General features: G+C 60.9%; 14 protein-coding genes. 6 read left to right on the top strand and 8 right to left on the bottom strand.

Annotated elements, in window-relative coordinates; all coding sequences use genetic code 11:
- Window positions 1-6: 6 nt before the first annotated feature.
- From AAF555_03265 to AAF555_03255, 3 genes are read right to left on the bottom strand one after another with little or no spacing between them, the layout of a single operon-like run.
- The gene (locus AAF555_03265) at window positions 7-501 is read right to left on the bottom strand and encodes a hypothetical protein (protein ID MEM6910580.1); all 495 of its coding nucleotides are present in this window, start codon (window positions 499-501) and stop codon (window positions 7-9) included.
- Window positions 494-1,411 carry a DUF58 domain-containing protein gene (locus tag AAF555_03260; protein ID MEM6910579.1) on the bottom strand — a complete coding sequence of 306 codons (918 nt, stop codon included), beginning with the start codon at window positions 1,409-1,411 and terminating at the stop codon, window positions 494-496. Before AAF555_03260 ends, AAF555_03265 begins: the two co-directional genes overlap by 8 nt.
- Window position 1,412: 1 nt before the next feature.
- Window positions 1,413-2,396, bottom strand: a complete 984-nt coding sequence (locus AAF555_03255) for a MoxR family ATPase (GenBank protein MEM6910578.1) — start codon at window positions 2,394-2,396, stop codon at window positions 1,413-1,415.
- Window positions 2,397-2,560: 164 nt separating this feature from the next.
- On the opposite strand from AAF555_03255, the gene AAF555_03250 reads away from it, so the two are divergent.
- Window positions 2,561-3,904: a sugar porter family MFS transporter gene (locus tag AAF555_03250; GenBank protein ID MEM6910577.1), complete on the top strand. Its 1,344-nt coding sequence runs from the start codon at window positions 2,561-2,563 to the stop codon at window positions 3,902-3,904.
- 269 nt (window positions 3,905-4,173) lie between these two features.
- Here the strand turns inward: AAF555_03250 and pheT are convergent, their stop codons facing one another.
- The 4 genes from pheT to rpmI form a co-directional block, all read right to left on the bottom strand.
- Window positions 4,174-6,543 (bottom strand): phenylalanine--tRNA ligase subunit beta, encoded by a 2,370-nt coding sequence (gene pheT, locus AAF555_03245; protein ID MEM6910576.1) that lies wholly within the window; start codon window positions 6,541-6,543, stop codon window positions 4,174-4,176.
- Window positions 6,544-6,703: 160 nt separating this feature from the next.
- Window positions 6,704-7,720 carry a phenylalanine--tRNA ligase subunit alpha gene (pheS, locus tag AAF555_03240; protein MEM6910575.1) on the bottom strand — a complete coding sequence of 339 codons (1,017 nt, stop codon included), beginning with the start codon at window positions 7,718-7,720 and terminating at the stop codon, window positions 6,704-6,706.
- 108 nt (window positions 7,721-7,828) lie between these two features.
- Window positions 7,829-8,209 (bottom strand): 50S ribosomal protein L20, encoded by a 381-nt coding sequence (rplT, locus tag AAF555_03235; GenBank protein ID MEM6910574.1) that lies wholly within the window; start codon window positions 8,207-8,209, stop codon window positions 7,829-7,831.
- 131 nt (window positions 8,210-8,340) lie between these two features.
- The gene (rpmI, locus tag AAF555_03230; protein ID MEM6910573.1) at window positions 8,341-8,550 is read right to left on the bottom strand and encodes a 50S ribosomal protein L35; all 210 of its coding nucleotides are present in this window, start codon (window positions 8,548-8,550) and stop codon (window positions 8,341-8,343) included.
- A 232-nt stretch (window positions 8,551-8,782) separates the two neighbouring features.
- Between rpmI and AAF555_03225 the strand changes: the two genes are divergently transcribed.
- Window positions 8,783-10,426, top strand: a complete 1,644-nt coding sequence (locus tag AAF555_03225) for an ATP-binding protein (protein ID MEM6910572.1) — start codon at window positions 8,783-8,785, stop codon at window positions 10,424-10,426.
- Here AAF555_03225 and AAF555_03220 read toward each other — a convergent pair.
- Entirely contained in the window at window positions 10,416-12,932 is a 2,517-nt protein-coding gene (locus AAF555_03220; GenBank protein ID MEM6910571.1) for an AsmA-like C-terminal region-containing protein, read from the bottom strand. The genes AAF555_03225 and AAF555_03220 overlap by 11 nt on opposite strands.
- Window positions 12,933-13,039: 107 nt before the next feature.
- Here AAF555_03220 and AAF555_03215 point away from each other — a divergent pair, with 107 nt between their 5' ends.
- The 4 genes from AAF555_03215 (at window position 13,040) to rpsP (ending at window position 16,846) form a co-directional block, all read left to right on the top strand.
- The gene (locus AAF555_03215) at window positions 13,040-13,873 is read left to right on the top strand and encodes an MBL fold metallo-hydrolase (GenBank protein ID MEM6910570.1); all 834 of its coding nucleotides are present in this window, start codon (window positions 13,040-13,042) and stop codon (window positions 13,871-13,873) included.
- Window positions 13,874-13,889: 16 nt separating this feature from the next.
- On the top strand, window positions 13,890-15,059 hold the full coding sequence (locus AAF555_03210) for a polysaccharide deacetylase family protein (GenBank protein ID MEM6910569.1): 1,170 nt from the start codon (window positions 13,890-13,892) through the stop codon (window positions 15,057-15,059).
- A gap of 39 nt (window positions 15,060-15,098) precedes the next feature.
- The gene (gene ffh, locus AAF555_03205; GenBank protein MEM6910568.1) at window positions 15,099-16,478 is read left to right on the top strand and encodes a signal recognition particle protein; all 1,380 of its coding nucleotides are present in this window, start codon (window positions 15,099-15,101) and stop codon (window positions 16,476-16,478) included.
- A gap of 95 nt (window positions 16,479-16,573) precedes the next feature.
- Window positions 16,574-16,846: a 30S ribosomal protein S16 gene (rpsP, locus tag AAF555_03200; GenBank protein ID MEM6910567.1), complete on the top strand. Its 273-nt coding sequence runs from the start codon at window positions 16,574-16,576 to the stop codon at window positions 16,844-16,846.
- Window positions 16,847-16,915 lie beyond the last annotated feature (69 nt).

The raw sequence follows: 16,915 nt of genomic DNA, 5'->3' as shown, positions 1-16,915 counted from the left end.
AGAGGTTCAGGGTTCGGCTTGCAGGAGAGACTCGGCCGCGTCCAAGAGGGCCTGGGCCTCTTTGGGGCTTTGAGGGCGGTAGCGGAGTTGGCTGCACTGCTTCATCCATGTGGCCCAGGGCTCGCGGAGACTTTCTGGAAGGGAGGGGGAGGTCCGGGCGCGCTCTACAAATTCGTGAGGGGATTCGAAGAAGGCGGGGTCTTGGTATTGCTGGCTGAGAAATCGACGCACAATCCAGGAGGCCTGCCGGGCCACTTCGAGGGAGGACAATCCTTCGGCTTCCGCTGTCAAGAGGCCGAAGGCCGCCTTGGCCTGGCTGGCAGGGGTGGGCGTGGGGAGGCTCTGGCGAAGGCGATGGATCTGCCAGGCGAGGGCCGCGAGGCAGAGGAGGGCGAGGGCGATGCCAGAGCCGAGCCAGAGGGCGGTGTAATCGGGAGGGGGCTCCGGGAGGACGAGGGGCCGGAGTTCTTCGGGAGCCGGGGCGGTGGGGTCGTCAGTCATGACGGCGACGGCGAGTTCGGAAAAATTGATGCAAGGGGCCGAGGTAGTGGAGGCCCTGTTGGCGCTCGTTTTGATCGAGCGGGGCCCGCAGCACCAGGTGATCGACCCCGCTGCCTTGGAAGACGGAGGCGACGAGGGCTTCCCAGCGGCGGCGCTCTTGGAGGTAGGCTTGGCGCACGGCTGGATCGGAGGTGCGGACGCGGACTTGCTCGCCCGTTTCCGCATCCTCGAAGAGGACCGTTCCCACTTTCGGGAGGGCGGTTTCGGCTTCGTCTTCGAGGCGAAGGGCTACCACGTCGTGCTGGCGGGCGAGGGGCTTGAGCGCCTTGGAGAAGTCGGGCGCTTGGAAATCGCTCAAGAGGAAGACCAGGCTATGGCGACGAAGACTTCGGGAGAGGCTTTCCAGGGGGGGCGTGAGGTCGGTTCTTTGTCCCTTCGCTCGCGTCAAAAGCACTTCTCGCACGCAACGCAGGCAGTGGGAGTAGCCTTTTTTGGGAGGGAGGAAGAGTTCGGTTTGGTCGCTGAAGAGGAGGAGGCCGATTTTGTCCCCATTTTGCTGGGCACTGAAGGCCAGGAGAGCAGCAATCTCAGCAGCGAATTCCCGTCGGCTGATGAGGGTGCTGCCATACTCGCCTGAGCGGCTGATATCGACGGCCAAGAGGACGCTCAGCTCTCTCTCTTCCACGAATTGCCGGATGTGGGGTGTGTCCATGCGAGCGGTCACCCGCCAATCAATGGCCCGGACGTCATCGCCATGTTGGTATTCCCGAAAGTCTTCGAAATCGATCCCTTCGCCTTTAAAGGAGCTATGGTATTCTCCGCCCAGGCTTTCGCGCACGAGCCCACTGGTTCGCATTTCGATGCGGCGCACTCGTTTCAGGATCTCCTCCAGCTCTCCTTCCTCAGCCATGTCAGGGAACGGGCACCTTGGAGAGAAGGGTCTGAACGATTTCTTGGCTGTCCTTTTCCTCGGCCTGCGCTTCGTAGGTTAGGAGCACGCGGTGTCGAAGGACATCCACCGCCAGGTCTTTGATGTCTTCGGGGATGACGAACTCCCGCCCGGCGAGAAAGGCCTGGGCCCGAGCACTGAGCGCCAAAGCGAGGGTGCCCCGAGGCGAGGCGCCGCAGCGAATGAGAGGAGCCAACTCCGGGGCGAAACGGGAGGGATCCCGGGTGGTCTGGATCAGCTCCACGATGTAGTCCCGGAGGCTGCCATCGAGGTAGATCTGGTTTACGAGCGCGCGACTTTCCCGCAGCTTGGCCGGATCGAGACAGGCCGTGGTTTCGGGAGGCTTGGCCGAGGTCGCCATGAGATCGAGAATCTCCCGCTCTTCCTCCCGCTTGGGGTAATCGACGACCACTTTGACGAGAAAGCGGTCGAGCTGGGCTTCCGGCAAGGGGTAGGTGCCCTCTTGATCGATGGGGTTTTGGGTAGCCATGACCAGGAAAGGGTCAGGGAGCGCGTAGCTGGTTTCGCCGAGGGTGACCTGGCGCTCTTGCATGGCTTCGAGAAGGGCCGATTGCACCTTGGCCGGGGCGCGGTTGATTTCGTCCGCCAGGATGAGGTTCGAGAAAATCGGTCCTCGTTTGGTAGTGAACTCGGCCTGCTGGGGATTGTAGATCATGGTGCCGAGGAGGTCGGCGGGGAGAAGATCGGGAGTGAATTGGAGCCGCTGGAATTCGACGTCCAAGCAGCCGGCCAGGGCGCGGACCGAGAGGGTTTTGGCCAGACCGGGAACCCCCTCTAGGAGGACGTGACCATTGCTCAAGAGGGCGAGAAGCAAGCGATCCATGAGGGCCTCCTGCCCTACGAGAACCCGATGCATCTCCGTGCGAACTTCCGAGGTCCACTGGCTGGCTTGAGCGATCTTTTCTTGCAAGGCTGACGCTTCCATAAGGCGAGAAACGTGTGGAGGGCGTCGGTGGAGGTGTCAATTGTTTCGGGACTCTCCCGTGAGCGGCTGGCTCGGCGGGGTGGCCGTCTGGTGTGTCCTTTTGCTTTTGGCCCCGGGGCGTCTAAGGGTGGGTTTTTCGCTTCACCCCCTTTCCGCTCTCCCCTATGCATTCCCGACTTTTCTTTTGGTCGCTCACGTCGGCTCTTTCCGGCTTTCTCTTCGGCTTTGATATGGTGGTCATCTCGGGGGCGGAGCAGGCCATTCAGAAGCTGTGGGATCTGAGCGCGGGACAACATGGTTGGCTCATGAGTTCGGCGCTTTGGGGCACGGTGGTGGGAGGGCTGCTGGGAAGCTGGCCGGCGGATCGGTTTGGTCGCAGGAAGACGCTCTTGGCCATTGGGATCGCTTATTTCATTTCGGCTCTCGGATCGGCCATCGCGCCGGATCCCGTCACGCTCATGATGGCTCGCTTTCTCGGTGGAATCGGGATCGGGGTCTCCACGGTGGCGGCGCCTCTTTTCATCGCCGAGCTTTCCCCAGCCTCGCAACGGGGACGGCTCGCGGGGCTCTATCAGTTCAATATCGTCTTCGCCATTTTGGTGGCCTTCGCCTCGAACGCGCTCATCCGCATTCTCTTCACGGGCCTGGGGGAGGAGGCGTGGCGGGTCATGTTGGGCGTCGAGGCCCTGCCAGCGCTCCTCTACACCCTGCTCTGTCTGCGCCTGCCAGAAAGCCCGAGGTGGCTGGTGCTGTCCCGGGGAGACCGGGAGGGCGCGCGCGAGGTCTTGCGACAGGTCAATCCCGATCAATCCGAAGAGGAACTGGAGGAGAGGATCGCGGAGATTGCCCACTCGGCCGGGGAGAGCAAAGGGCGGGAGCGCCTTTTCCGCGCGACCTTGCTCAAGCCCCTTCTCTTGGTGTTCGCCCTTTCCGCGTTCAACCAACTTTCTGGCATCAATGCGGTCCTTTTCTACGCGCCCCGCATCTTCGAGATGGGGGGCTTTGAGGGGAACGCGGCCTTGCTCAATTCGATTGGCATCGGTGTCACCAATCTCGTCTTCACCTTTCTGGGCTTGTGGCTGATTGATCGAGTGGGAAGGCGAATGTTGATCCTGATGGGCGGGGTCGGCTATGTGGTCACCCTCAGCTTGATTGCCTGGTGTTTCGCGAGCGAGACCTTTGCGCTCATGCCTTATTTTGTCTTCGCGTTCATTGCAGCGCATGCCATCGGGCAGGGAACGGTCATTTGGGTTTACATTTCTGAAATCTTTCCGGCGAAACAGCGGGCGGCAGGGACTTCCTTCGGGGTTTCGGTTCACTGGATCTTCGCGGCCGTCATTGCGCAGGTCTTTCCCACGCTGATTGGCGGCGTGGAGACGGAGTGGGTTTTCGGAGCCTTCGCGGGCTTGATGGCGCTGGCCTTTTTCTGGGCCCTTTTCTTCATGGTGGAGAGCAAGGGGCGGTCCTTGGAGGAGATGGAGGAGGCTCTCGGGATCAAGACCTCGTGAAACAAAAAAACCCATCGCGAGCGAGTCGCGATGGGTTTGGGATTTCCCGCCTGTGCCGTCCTGTGACGCTGGGTCTCAATCCCTGACTTGGTCAGGTGGGGACCGCTCCAAGACCTTCGACTTCCAGTCAAGGCCTGACGGTAGCGTCAGAGCTTCTCGCCCCCGTTTCTGTAACATCGGGTGAGGCCCGTGTCGGCCACATGAGTAACGAGCACTGTAGGAAAAATTCGGTTTTGAGAAAGAGCTTGAGAGGAGGAGGAGAGATTAGTTCAGCGGATCTCAACGGGCAATTTGCTTTTGAGTTTTTCGAGGACGCGAGCGTGGGCGGCGTCGACCTCTTCGGAGGTGAGCGTTTTGCTCGCGTCTCGATACGTCAGCGAGTAAGCGACGGATTTGCGGTCGGGGGCGAGCTTCTCGCCACTGGGGTCGGTGAAGACGTCGAAAGGCTCGGCTGCCACCAGGAGAGGTTCGTGGAGGCCCTTGAAAAAGCCCGCCAAATCGCGGTTGGGGAGCTCGAAGGGAACTTCCATGGCGACATCCCGTGAGATGACCGGGAATTTAGGAGGCTCTTGGTAGGAGTGGTTTGGGCGGAGCGCGAGGGTCGTCCACTTGCTCAAGTCCACCTCGGCAAAACTGATTTCGCCTTGGTAGCCGAGGTCTCGGGCGAGAGCGGGGGGGAGGAGGCCGAGGCGGCCGAGCTTGTTCTTCCCGACCCGAATTTCCACCGCCAGGGCGGCCTGGGGCAGGTCGAGCGGGACCCATTTGAAGGCCGCCGCCGGCAGGAGAGATTCCAAGAGGCCTTTGAGATCGAAGACCTGGGAGTCTTCCGGTTTGGGATCGACCCAGGAGCGGCCGGTGCGTGGTCCCGCTAAGAGGAGGCCGAGGGTGCTCTGCTCGGCAGTGGTTTCGGCCCCTTGGCTGAAGGTGGTGCCCATTTCAAAGAAGGCCAGGGATTCGGCTCCAAAGCGGAGATTTCGCTCCAGAACTTCCAAGAGCCCGGGAACGAGGCTGCCGCGGAGTTGGGAGTAGTCTTCGCTCAAGGGGTTTTTGATCGAGACAGGGGAGAGGCTCGGCCAGGGGGCGCCCGCGTTGGCGGCGGGAGAGGTCAATTTGATGGTCCGGGCTTCCTGGTAGCCGCGTGCGGCCAAGGTGCTGCGGAGTCGATTGGCGTAGTCCCGAGCGAGGTCGGCGGGAGAGCTTTCCGCCGGAGCGCTCGTGGTGGTGGTGGGGACGTCATCGAGCCCCGCCACGCGGGCGATTTCCTCGACCAGGTCGATGTGCCGGGGAAGGTCCAAGCGCCAAGTGGGTGGTTGCCAGAGGTTGGGTTCGGTCTCGCTCAAGCCGAGTTTTCGAAGGATCTCCCTTCCGGAGCCTTCGGGGAGGTGGCCTCCGAGGTAGTGATGGGCTCGCTCGGGATGGAAGGGGACGGCGGGGGGAGCGGCGGGAAGTTGGCCTTGGCATGCGAGGGGCTCCTGGGCCTGCCCCCCGGCCAGTTCGAGAATCCATTTGGTGGCCAGTTCGCTGGCTCCCAGAATCTGTTGGGGATCGACTCCGCGTTCGAAGCGGTAGCTGGAGTCGCTATGGAGGTGATGCCGGTGGCTGGTGCGTCGCACGCGGGAGGGGGTGAAGTAGGCCGCTTCCAGGAGGAGGTCGGTCGTGGTGGCGGAAACGCCGCTTTCCAAGCCTCCCATGACGCCGGCTAGGGCGACTGGTTTTTGCGCGTCGGCGATGACCAAGTCGGCCTCGCTCAGGGCATAGGTTTCCCCATCGAGGGCCTGAAAGGGCTCGCCCGCGGTCGCGCCACGCACTTGGAGCGGGCCTGCCAGCTTCGCGAGGTCGAAGACGTGCAGCGGTTGCCCCATTTCCATGAGGACGAAGTTGGTGATATCGACCAAGTTGTTAATGGGGCGGAGCCCAATGGCGGTCAGCTTGTCTTGCAGCCAAGCTGGGCTTTCCTTGACCTGGACACCCCGAATGATGCGCGCGCTGTAGAAGGGGCAACCTGCGGGATCGTGGAGCGTGAGTTCGCTTTCCGAGCTGGTCTGCGCGGGGATCGCAGAAAGGGCGGGAGGCGATTTCAGTTCGCGCCCGGTGAGGGCAGCCAGCTCGCGTGCCAAGCCCAGATGGCTGAGGAGGTCGGGGCGGTTGGGCGTGATTTCGAGTTCCAGGATGGTGTCGGGAGGAACGATTTCCTGAAAAGGTTTTCCGAGGGGGAGGGCGGGATCGAGGAGGAGGAGCCCCGCGTGGTCGTCTCCCACGCCCAGTTCTTTTCCACTGCACAGCATGCCGTGGGAGCTGACGCCCCGGAGCTTGCTTTCTTTGATTTTGAAATCACCCGGGAGAACGGCCCCGATCAGGGCCAGGGGGACTTTGTCGCCCAGTTGATAGTTGGTGGCTCCGCAGACGATCTGGAGATCTTGGCCCGTTCCGGCATCGACTCGGCAAACCTTGAGGCGGTCGGCGTCGGGATGCGGTTCGGCGGCTTTGATCTGGGCGACCACGACTTGCTCGCTTTCGAGGCCGATCGTTTCCAAGCCCTCCACTTCGATACCGGCGAAGGTCAGTAAGCGATCGAGCTCTTCCAGACTCAGTCCTGTGAGGTCGAGGTGGTCTTGGAGCCAATTTAGGGAATACTTCATGTTTCGGAAAAGGGACGGGAGAGGAGGATTCTTGCGGGTTCTGATCAGTCGACGGTGCCTAGTTTTGCTCGGCTTGTTGGAAAGGCTCAGCGAGTGAGCGGCTAGGGTGGGGGGGCGGTTTCATCGACCGAGGAGCAAGCCGCTCGCAGGCTGTCTTCACTCAGGCAAACTGCTGCAAAAACCGCAAATCATTCTCGATGAAGGCGCGGATGTCGGGAACTCCCCAGCGGATCATGGCGAGACGCTCGATGCCCATACCGAAGGCGAATCCGGTCACCTTTTCGGGATGGTAAAGGGTGTCCCCGCGACTTTCGCAAAGCGCCTCAAAGACGGCCGGATCGACCAGGCCGCAGCCAGCGATTTCGATCCACTTGGCTTCTTTGCCTGTAGCTTGGAGCTTGATGTCGATCTCAAAACTGGGCTCGGTGAAGGGGAAAAAATGAGGGCGGAAGCGCAGCTCGGTTCGGGAGCCAAACATTTCACGGAAGAAGTATTCGAGAGTGCCTTTGAGGTCGGGGAGAGTGACGTCTTGATTGACGTAGAGGCCTTCCAACTGGGTGAAGGCACTCAGGTGAGTGGCGTCGATCTCATCGCGACGAAAGGCGCTCCCCGGGGCCATGACCCGGACGGGCGGAGGCTGGGCTTCCATGGTGCGAATTTGGACGCTGGAGGTGTGGGTCCGAAGGAGGCGCCCATCTCCAAAGTAGAAGGTATCCGATTCGTTGCGGGCAGGGTGGTCTTCAGGCGTGTTGAGCGCATCGAAGCAGTGCCACTCGCTTTCGATCTCCGGACCCTCGGCGAGGGCGAAGCCCAGGCGTCGAAGAACCGAGATCGCTTGGTTCTCGATTTGGGTCAGCGGATGATCATTTCCCTGGAAGAATTTCCGACCGGGCAGGGTCAGGTCGATCCCTGTGAAGGCCGTCGCATCCTGCTCGGCCACCAAGGCAGCCTTTTTCTCTTCCAGGGCGCTCGTGATGGCGCTGCGGGTGGTGTTGAGAAGAGCGCCCATTTTGGGCTTGTCTTCTTTGGCAAGATTCCGCAGGCCCGCGCTGGCGGCCGTCAGGCGCCCTTTTTTTCCGAGAAAAGCGATGCGGGCCTCGTCGAGAGCGGTTTCGCTGCGCGCCTCCGCGATGGCCGCGAGGGCTTCGTCCTGAATGGCTTGGATGTCAGATTCCATGGGCGGGAATGCCTAGTTTGCGTGCGGTCCGATTTCAAAAAGAAAACAGGCTGGTTCCGGGTAGGAGCCAGCCTGTGGATCAAAAGAGGAGGGAAAATCGATCAATCGTTAGGCGGCCGCTTCGGCTTGCTTCTTTTCGAGGGCCTCTTTGGCTTGTTCGACGAGGGCGGCAAAGCTTTCGGCGTCCTGAATCGCCATGTCCGAGAGGACCTTGCGGTCGAGCTCGATCCCGGCAGCGGCCAAACCTTCCATAAAGCGGCTGTAGCTGAGTCCCGCTTCGCGAGTCGCGGCATTGATGCGCTGAATCCAGAGATTGCGGAAGTTGCGTTTGCGCACTTTGCGGTCGCGCGTGGCCCAGGTTTGGGCCTTCATGACGGCGTCTTTGGCGTAGCGGAAGTTTTTCGAGCGGAATCCGCGGAATCCTTTGGCTTTCAGCAGCGTACGCTTGCGGCGCTTGCGGCTGGCGGGCGAGTTGGTGGCTCGTGGCATGACTTTTTCAGTGGCTGGAACGAATGGTTTCCTAGTGGTTCGGACTGGCCTGTCTCATTCGTTCGGGGAGTCACGGAAGGCGACTCCAGACGGTCAGTCGGTGGTCTCGTGGGAGACCGTTGGCGCTGCGATCAGGCGAATGGCATGTTCTCCTTCACATGAACGACGTGCGCTTCGCTCAAGACCCCGACCTTGCCGAGGTTGCGCTTGCGTTTGCGGTTCTTGTTCTGGAGCAGGTGCCTTCGGCCCGCCTTCCGATGCAGGACTTTGCCTGAACCGGTGACTTTGAATCGCTTGGACACGGCTTTCCGCGTCTTGGCTGCTCCTGCTTTTCCTGGCATAGGGCGCGGAGTCTAGCGATTTCCACGCTTCCAGCAAGGAGATTTTCGCAGTGATTTTGCTCTCTCAGACTCTCGTTCGGACCAATTTGCGACAGAATGAGGCCGATTCGTCATTTCTTAGTCGCAAATGAGCGAAAAAGTTGAGAAAGTCGTTTTCGATTCTCCCGAAGTAGCTTATTCTTTAAGCGATCTTAACTAACTTGCCTCCCGCCTTCTTCGACCTCTCTCCTCAGTGCCCGACTACGCAGAGCTCAAAGCCATCAATCAACACCTTCGTCTAGCAATCGATTTGGTGGGCGAAGGAGTGATCATTTTGGCCGCCCCGCCTTGGAGCGACTCGGGTCCCCGGATCGTCTTCGCCAACGAGGGCTTTCTCACCTTGAGTGGTCGCTCGCGAGAGGAGGTGGAGGGCCAAGGCTTGGCCGCGATTCTGGAAGCCGATGCGCTGCCTCGCTTTTTGGCCAAGCTTTCGACGAGCCAGCGGGATGGGCAGCAGACTCAGGCCGTTTTTGAGGTCATTTCGGGGGGAGGCGATTCCGTGCGATTGGAATGGAATGTCACTCCGGTCCACAACCCGCGCGGTGAGGTGGTCAATTTCACGGTGACCGTCCGCCCCTCCCGCAGGGAGTTGGCCGATCCGATGGACCGCTTGCGAGCCAGCAAGATGGATTCCCTGGCCTTGGTTTCGAGTGGCGTGGCCCACGATTTCAACAATATTCTGACGACCATCAGCGCCAATCTGACCCTCGCGTCGATGGAGGGGCAGTCGGCGGTCGACATTCGAGAGGCCCTTTCCCAGGCCAGTTTTGCCGTCGAGGGGGCCCAGCAGTTGACGCATCAGTTATTGAATTTCGCTCGCGGAGGAACGTCGCGGCGCAAGGTTTGCGCCTTCGATCAGCTTTTGGAAGAGGCCATCCGTCTCTCGACCTATGGTTCCAATATCCGCTGCGAGACCACTCTCCCGCGCGATCTCTGGGCGGTCGAGGTGGATAGCACCCAGGTGATCCAGGTTTTCAGCAATTTGGTGATCAATGCGCGGCAGGCCATGCAGTCGGGGGGGGTGGTCCAGATTGAAGCTTCCAATTTGCAGGTGCCCGAAAACGAGGAGGCCACGGTGGAGGCGGGAGACTACCTCGCCGTGGAGGTCCGGGATCGAGGCTGTGGGATTTCCGAAGAGGACCAGCGCAAAATCTTCAGCCCCTTTTTCACCACGAAAAAAGGAGGGAGCGGTCTCGGCTTGGCTACCGCCAGCACTATCATCCAGCGGCATGGAGGAACGATCGAGGTCAACTCCAAGCCGAATGCGGGAACGACTTTCCGGGTGCTCCTGCCGGCCCGCCCCCACAAGCGACCCGCTGTGCAACCGACCTTGGTTCATCGGGGCGAAGTGCCAAAAGGGCGAGGTCGCGTCCTGGTGGTGGACGATGATCCCAATATTCGTCAGGTCTCGGGATCTCTCTTGGCGAAGCTAGGCTACCAGGCGGAGCTTTTTGAGTGCGGCGAAGACGCGGTCCAGGAGTATGCGCAATCCGTTCGTGATCGGCGGGAGATCAGCGCGGTCCTGATGGATATGACTTTGCCAGGCGGGATGAGTGGGGACGAGGCGGCGGCCGAGATCCGGCGCTTGGATTCACGGGCCAAGCTGATTGCTTTCAGTGGCTACTTCAGCGGTAGCGGAGTGGATGAGGTGCTTCGCCGCGGGTATGCCGCCGCCATCCCCAAGCCCTTCAGCTTGGAAAAACTGGCCCAGGTTTTGCACGAGGTGATCCATCGAGCAGAGCTTTCGGCCACTCCTCCGCGGCGTTTGGCGCCCTTGGTAGCGGCTTCGGCTGGCCCGCAGCGGGTCGATGCCGAGGCGGAGCGGTTCACCGCTTAGCGGTGGGCGGCTTGAGGACGCGGGAGGGAAGGTTTTTGGTCCGTTCGCGGGAGGGTTCGGCACTCTCGCGACCAAACATGGGCCCGATGATGGGGAGCTTTTCGAGCGGTTCGAGGGCCAGGGGTCTCCATTGTTGGTTTTTGAGGGTGCCCTTTCCTCGATAACGAAGCAGTTCGCTTACGAGATAGGTGCCGGTGCCGATCATGCCGCGGGCGTTGGCGCGCATGTTGAAGTCAATTTCCTGGGTTTCCAGGTCGACGGTGCCTTCTCCCTCGATTTTCAGCATGTTGGTGAGTGCTCGAAAGTCCTGCGTGGCGAGGCGCCCTTTGGCGATGGTGAAGTCGCTGGTGGCTTCCCGGACCTCCGAATTCGCCATTTCTTCCAACGGGGGCAGCACGGTGCTGATGACGCGGGAGAGGGGACCCAGGAGCGGAATGGTGAAGAGATTGCCTCGGCGCACTGCCACCTGGCCTTGCCCGAGGAGACTGTCGAGGCTTTCGCCCCGAGTCCAGCGGAAGTTCCCATCGAGAGTGCCGCTGGTTTCTGCGCCGAATTCGTAGGTCCGGGCGATGTCTCCGTAGGCGGCTTGGCTCAAGCGAAAGTCGCCCTTTTGCTGGGAGCGCTCGTCGGGTCGGCCGGTCCGCTGGAAGCTCCCTCGAAGTTCCCCCTGAAAGATCTTGGCGGCCAACTTTTCCGCGCGCACGGCTTCCCCTTGGATCGTGATCCGGCCACGGGGCTCATCGAGAGGGAGTGTTTTGCCGAGGAATTGGTAGCGAAGAGTGGTCCGGGGGGCTTGGAAATCGATCTCGAGGGCGGTCTCGGAAGGAGACTGAGGGGCGATGGCACCCGAGAACTGGACTTGGGGCGGGGAATCGAAGGGAAAGTCTTCCAAGGCATCCAAGCCCTTGGTGTAGAAGGTGGTGACCAAGTGCTGCGGTTGCACCCGGCCCCGGGCGCCTCGGATGGTGGTTTTGGACGCTCGCGAGTCATATTCGATGGAGTCGGCGGTGAGAGACTGCCGAGGTTGGCTGCGGGTTTCTGTGTAGTCCAAGCTGACCTCCTCGAGGGTGAGGAGACGGTCGGCGTCGGTGAAGGAGGCGGTGAAGGAGTCGAGGGCTTTTTGATTGAAGCCAAAGTTCCGGAAGTCGATGGTGCCTTCCCGCAGCCAACTATCCGGGTGGAGACTCGGTCCGGTGGCCGAGAGGGTGAAATGGGCGGTGGAGGCGGGGTTGAATTCCCACCGGCGGATAAATCGCTTGGTGCTTTCGAGCCGGAAAAGGGGGAGGAAGCGATCGAGGGGGAGGGTGGATTCGGCTTGCAGGCGAAGCTGCTCGCCATCCCAGCGGGCCTTGCCCTGGAGGGAGCCCGCTGAGTCGATGAGGGAGAAATCGCTCACAAAAAATCGCTCGTCTGTCCGGGAAAAGGTGGTGCGGAGACTCTGAAAGTCTTGTTCATCCAAGCGAAACGCACCCAAGTGGACCTCGGCCGTGAGCTGCAGGGAGGGGTGGGGGCCCCAAACCTGGGTGCCATCGAGCGCGAGCTTGGGAACGTCCAGGAAGGCCAGGCGCTGGAGAGAGTCGGGCCAAGGGAGATCCAGGGCCTGGAAGAGTGTCACGAGGTCCGCGCTGCTGGAGCCAGTGTAGACGAGCCGTTTTTCCGGAAGATGATAGCGGCCCTGAAGGAGACATTGGCCCACCTGATCGGTGAAGCTGACTTCGGGAAGACGCAGAAGACCCGATTCCAGCCGGGCCAGGGCGCGGAGGGATTGGATCTCATGGCCCGCGAGGGTGAAAGGCCCACTTTGGAGGTCGGCTCGCGCTTGCCACTTTTCGGGCGAGCTGGGGTGGCCCCGAAGGACGAGGTGGAGTTGTGGTGGGCTGTCTTCGGGGAAGGAAGAGGAGGCCAGGGTGCTGTCCAAGGCCCGCAGGGCGTGCAGGAGGGAATCGGGGTCCTGCTGGTCTTGCTGATCGCTCGGGCGACCATCGACGGGGCGGGTGTCCAAACGACCTTCCACCAGCAGGTTGATTCCGCGATAGTTCCCGCGGAGGAAAGCGAGGTCGGCATGCTCCGCTTGCAGATGAACCCGTCCGGCGATGTCGGTGATTTTCAGGCGGGGAGTGGCCGGGGAAAGCGGCTCCTCGTTTTCCGAAGCGAGGGCCAGCGGGAAGGTGAGGGAGCCCTCTTCTAGCTCGAGGGTTTCCAACTGGAAGGTGCCAGAGAGGAGAGCCCCTAGGTCCACGGCCGCGAAGAGCGAGTCACAGCGGGCTACGAGCTGCTGGCGTTCGGGGCCACGGTAGATCCGGAGGTCCCGGAAGCGGACGCCACGCCGCCAGTCCAGTTCGAGGGAGCGCAAGGAAACATGAAGGCCCCGGTCTCCCAATTCCTGAACGAGGCGCGCCTTCCAATCGGCACTGCGACTGGAAGCGAAGCTGTAGAGCGCCAGCCAAGCGGCTCCCAGGAGCAGGAAGACGCCGGTGAAAATCACCAAAAGCCGGGCGATGCGCATGGTCACAGTGTATCTGTCGAATCCGCGACAACAATCATTCATCTACGGAATAGTTTGAGAAACTTAACCAAACCTTGCGCCCGGCCAGGAGCCGACTATCCTGTCGGATGCTGGAAGTGGCGGTGCTCGGAAGTGGAAGCCAGGGGAATGCTCTCCTGATCCGAGCGGGAGCGACGGTCGTCTTGGTGGATGCCGGGCTTTCTGCAAAACAGCTTTGCTTGCGGATGGCGGGCTTGGGGGTGGCGCCCGACTCGTTGGCCGGGATCCTTCTCACGCATGAGCACGGGGACCACACCCGAGGCTTGCGAGTTCTTTGTGGCAAACGGGATCTCCCCGTCTTTTGCAATCGCGAGACGAGAGAGGCGCTGGTGGAGGCGCGTTCGGATTGGCAGGCCCTGGATTGGCGACTTTTCGAGTCGGGGAACGCCTTTGTGCTGGGTGGTCTGGAGGTGCGAAGTTTTCTCATCCCGCACGACGCGGCCGAGCCACTTGGCTTTTGTCTGCGGAAAGGAGAGGCCCGCTTTGGGGTGTTGAGCGATGTGGGCCATGTGACGCATCTGGCCCGGGAGGGTCTCCGCGGCGCCCAGGGGCTTTTCTTGGAGGCCAATTACGATGAACAACTTTTGGAAGAGGACCTGAAGCGGCCGTGGTCGACCAAGCAGCGGATCGCCTCGCGCCACGGACACCTTTCCAATGAGCAGGCCACCGAACTGGTGGCGGAGCTTGCCGAGACCGGCTTGGAAACGGTGGTTTTTGGTCACTTGAGTCGCGATTGCAATCAAGCAGAGCGTCTTCTCCGCCGAGCGCGCGAGCGCTGTGGGGAGAAGGAGCCGCAGATGCACGTCGCGGAGCAAGAGCGGGCGCTCGGGTGGCTGAGAATCGGAAAGCCCCCGGTCAGAAGAGCGTTTCAGGCCGATTTGTTTGATAGGGCGGTCGCCTGAGAACGCTGCCAAGGGCATGAAGAGGTTCCTCTCGCGCTCCCTGCTCTTCCTGGCTTTGGCCAGTCCCTTGCGGGCGCAGGAGGCGCCAGAGGAGCGAGCAGTCATCGAGGTCAATCGAGACGCTGAGGTTTCCATTCTATGTTATCACGACTTCACGGATCAACTCCCCGCGACCGTCGAAAGAATCCGGACGGAGGTCCTGAGGGCTCAGTTGGAGACGCTCCGGGAGAAAGGGATCGCGGTGATTGCCTTGAGTGATTTCCTGGCTTGGCGGGCCGGGAAAAAGGTCATCCCCAGCCCGGCGGTGGTCATCACGATCGATGATGGCTGGCGGACGGTTTACACGGACGCCTTCCCGGTCTTCCGCGAGTTCGGGGTGCCTTTTTCGGTCTTTCTTTACACCAGCTTCGTGGACACCGGACGACGCTCGCTCACCCTGGGCATGATCCGTGAGCTTTTGCAGGGACAAGGGGAGATTGGCAGCCACAGCTATTCCCATCCTTACCCCAGCCAGATCAAAGCCTTTCGAGAGCGGGGCGAGGAGGCTTTTGCGAATTTCTTGGAGCGCGAGATGAAGAGTTCCAAGAAGTGGCTTGAGGACAACTTTGGCCAGCCGATCACGGCCTACGCCTATCCCGGAGGCATCCACAACGATGAGATCACGGCCTATGGCTTGGAGATTGGCTACCAGGCGCTCTTCACGGTGAATCCGGCGAGAACTCCTTGGGACCAGCAGCCTGGTCTGATCAATCGCTTCCAGATTTTCGGAAACGACCCGAGCACTTTTGAAAATGCCATCGGTTTTCGCAGCTTGCGGGTGAGCGAAAGGTCGCCGGAAGAGGAGAAGGCGCCGGAAGGGGTTCCCGATTTGCCCTCCCTTCTGAGCCCGGAGCCGGAGAGCGTCATCAGCAGTCGCCAACCTCTCCTGCAAGCCGACTTGAGCGCTTGCGCCAATCTCGATCCCGAGAGTCTCGTGATGCGGGTCAGTGGCTTGGGCAAGGTGCCGGTATCTTTTGACCCCTCCTCCCAGCTGGCTAGCTACCGGGTGGACCGCTGGCTCCGCCATCCTGACTACACCGTCTTCCTCTACTGGAAGCAGCGGGGAGCGGAGACCTGGGAAGAGCCGATTACTTGGGGCTTTTCGATTGACCGCCAGGCCCACTTTTCGCTCAAAAGCGAAAACTGAAAACTGACAAAGTCCCGCAACGCGGGATAGTGCAGGCCCATGTTTCAGCAACTCTCCGACAAGCTCGAAGGCACCTTCAAAACCCTGCGAGGCCAGGGCAGGCTCAATGAAAAGAACATCGCCGATGCCATGCGCGAGATCCGCATGGCGCTCCTGGAAGCGGACGTCGATTTCAAAGTGGCGCGGGAACTGATCGCCCGGGTCAAGGAGAAGGCTCTCGGCCAGGAAGTGCTCAAAAGCGTGAAGCCCGGCCAGCAGATCGTGAAGATCTTTCAGGATGAGCTGACTGCTCTTTTGGGGGGCGAGGCCGCCGAGCTGGATCTGACGGCCCCGGCCCGCATTCTGATGGTGGGTTTGAATGGTGCCGGCAAGACGACCACCTCAGGCAAGCTGGCCCATCTCTTAAAAAAGCAGGGCCGGAAACCGCTCCTGGTGGCCCTCGATCTCTTCCGGCCGGCGGCGGTCGAGCAGTTGGCGACCCTGGCAGAGGAGATCGGTGTCCCCGTCTTCAAGCCGGAACCCGGGGAGAAGCACCTGGTGCGCGTGGCTCGCGAGGCCCGCAAGTGGATTGAAAAGCAGGTGGGCGATGTCTGCATCTTCGATACGGCGGGTCGCCAGGAGATCGATGAGGAGCTGGTGTCAGAGCTGAAGGACTTGCAGGAATTTCTGGAGGCCAAGGAAGTCCTCCTGGTGGCCGATGCGGCGACCGGGCAGCAGGCAGTCCAGGTGGCGCGGACTTTTGACGAACAGATCGGGCTGACCGGCATTGTCTTGAGCAAACTGGACGGGGACGCGCGCGGCGGGGCGGCCTTAAGCATGCGAGAGGTGACGGGCAAACCCATCAAATTTGCCGGGCAAGGCGAGAAGCTGGATCAACTGGAAGCCTTCCTGCCCGATCGGATGGCGGGCCGCATCCTCGGGATGGGCGATGTGGTGGGCCTGGTAGAAAAGGCGGCCGAGGTGATCGAGCAGGAGGAGGCCGAAAGACTGGCCAAGAAGCTCAAAAAGAACAAATTCGATTTCAATGATTTTCTGGACCAGCTCAAGTTCATGCAAAAGCTTGGTCCTTTGGAAGGCTTGTTGGGCATGATGCCGGGCATCGGGAAACAACTGAAGAATTTGCCAATCGATGAGCGACGGATCAAACGGATCGAGGCCATGATTCTTTCAATGACTCCGCTGGAACGGAGCAAGCCGGACCTGCTCAAGGGGAGACGGCGTCAGCGCATCGCCAAAGGCAGCGGCAACAACCTGGTGCAGGTCAACCAATTCCTGAAGCAGTTCACCATGATGCGGAAAATGATGAAGAGTAAGGGCAAGATGAAGAACATGATGGACCAGCTGGGCGGGATGGAAGGTCTCGGTGGGATGGGCGGAGGGGGTAGCTTGCCGAAAATGCCCAAAGGGTTCAAATTTTAGAGGAAGAGTTGGCCCGAAAGCGCGGCCAAAAATTGTCTTGGCAAAAAGCCCTTTCACGCTACAGTCCAGGCTCCCGTGACCCGGGCTTCATTACTATGGCAGCAGTTATCCGACTTAGACGAGAAGGTTCGAAGGACAAGCCTCACTACAAGATCGTGGTGGCGGACAAGCGGGCCCGACGCGACGGACGCTACATCGAGCAGGTCGGCACCTACGACCCCATGCGCGAGGGGAAGAATTTCGACTTGGATCTCGCCAAGGCAGAGGACTGGCTCGGGAAGGGGGCCAAACCTTCGGAAACCGTCGCTAGCTTGATCAAAAAAAGCCGCTCGCTGGAGCGAGTGGCGGCCGATGCCGCTTCGGAGTGAGGGTCGCGGCGGCCCCGTCTGGCCGCCTTTTTTGAATCGTTCGAGTCGGCTCTCGGGGTGACGGTGGCT

This window comes from Verrucomicrobiota bacterium (genome assembly GCA_039027815.1).
In the GTDB taxonomy this organism is placed as follows: Bacteria; Verrucomicrobiota; Verrucomicrobiia; order Verrucomicrobiales; family JBCCJK01; genus JBCCJK01.
This window is presented reverse-complemented; position numbering and strand designations above follow the sequence as displayed.

Excerpts from the sequence above, each read along its gene's own strand:
- pheT (MEM6910576.1), bottom strand. The coding sequence starts at position 6,543 with ATGAAGTATTCCCTAAATTGGCTCCAAGACCACCTCGACCTCACAGGA.
- AAF555_03255 (MEM6910578.1), bottom strand. The coding sequence starts at position 2,396 with ATGGAAGCGTCAGCCTTGCAAGAAAAGATCGCTCAAGCCAGCCAGTGG.
- ffh (MEM6910568.1), top strand. The coding sequence starts at position 15,099 with ATGTTTCAGCAACTCTCCGACAAGCTCGAAGGCACCTTCAAAACCCTG.
- pheS (MEM6910575.1), bottom strand. The coding sequence starts at position 7,720 with ATGGAATCTGACATCCAAGCCATTCAGGACGAAGCCCTCGCGGCCATC.
- AAF555_03220 (MEM6910571.1), bottom strand. The coding sequence starts at position 12,932 with ATGCGCATCGCCCGGCTTTTGGTGATTTTCACCGGCGTCTTCCTGCTC.
- rpmI (MEM6910573.1), bottom strand. The coding sequence starts at position 8,550 with ATGCCAGGAAAAGCAGGAGCAGCCAAGACGCGGAAAGCCGTGTCCAAG.
- AAF555_03210 (MEM6910569.1), top strand. The coding sequence starts at position 13,890 with ATGAAGAGGTTCCTCTCGCGCTCCCTGCTCTTCCTGGCTTTGGCCAGT.
- rpsP (MEM6910567.1), top strand. The coding sequence starts at position 16,574 with ATGGCAGCAGTTATCCGACTTAGACGAGAAGGTTCGAAGGACAAGCCT.
- AAF555_03260 (MEM6910579.1), bottom strand. The coding sequence starts at position 1,411 with ATGGCTGAGGAAGGAGAGCTGGAGGAGATCCTGAAACGAGTGCGCCGC.
- AAF555_03215 (MEM6910570.1), top strand. The coding sequence starts at position 13,040 with ATGCTGGAAGTGGCGGTGCTCGGAAGTGGAAGCCAGGGGAATGCTCTC.
- AAF555_03250 (MEM6910577.1), top strand. The coding sequence starts at position 2,561 with ATGCATTCCCGACTTTTCTTTTGGTCGCTCACGTCGGCTCTTTCCGGC.
- rplT (MEM6910574.1), bottom strand. The coding sequence starts at position 8,209 with ATGCCACGAGCCACCAACTCGCCCGCCAGCCGCAAGCGCCGCAAGCGT.
- AAF555_03265 (MEM6910580.1), bottom strand. The coding sequence starts at position 501 with ATGACTGACGACCCCACCGCCCCGGCTCCCGAAGAACTCCGGCCCCTC.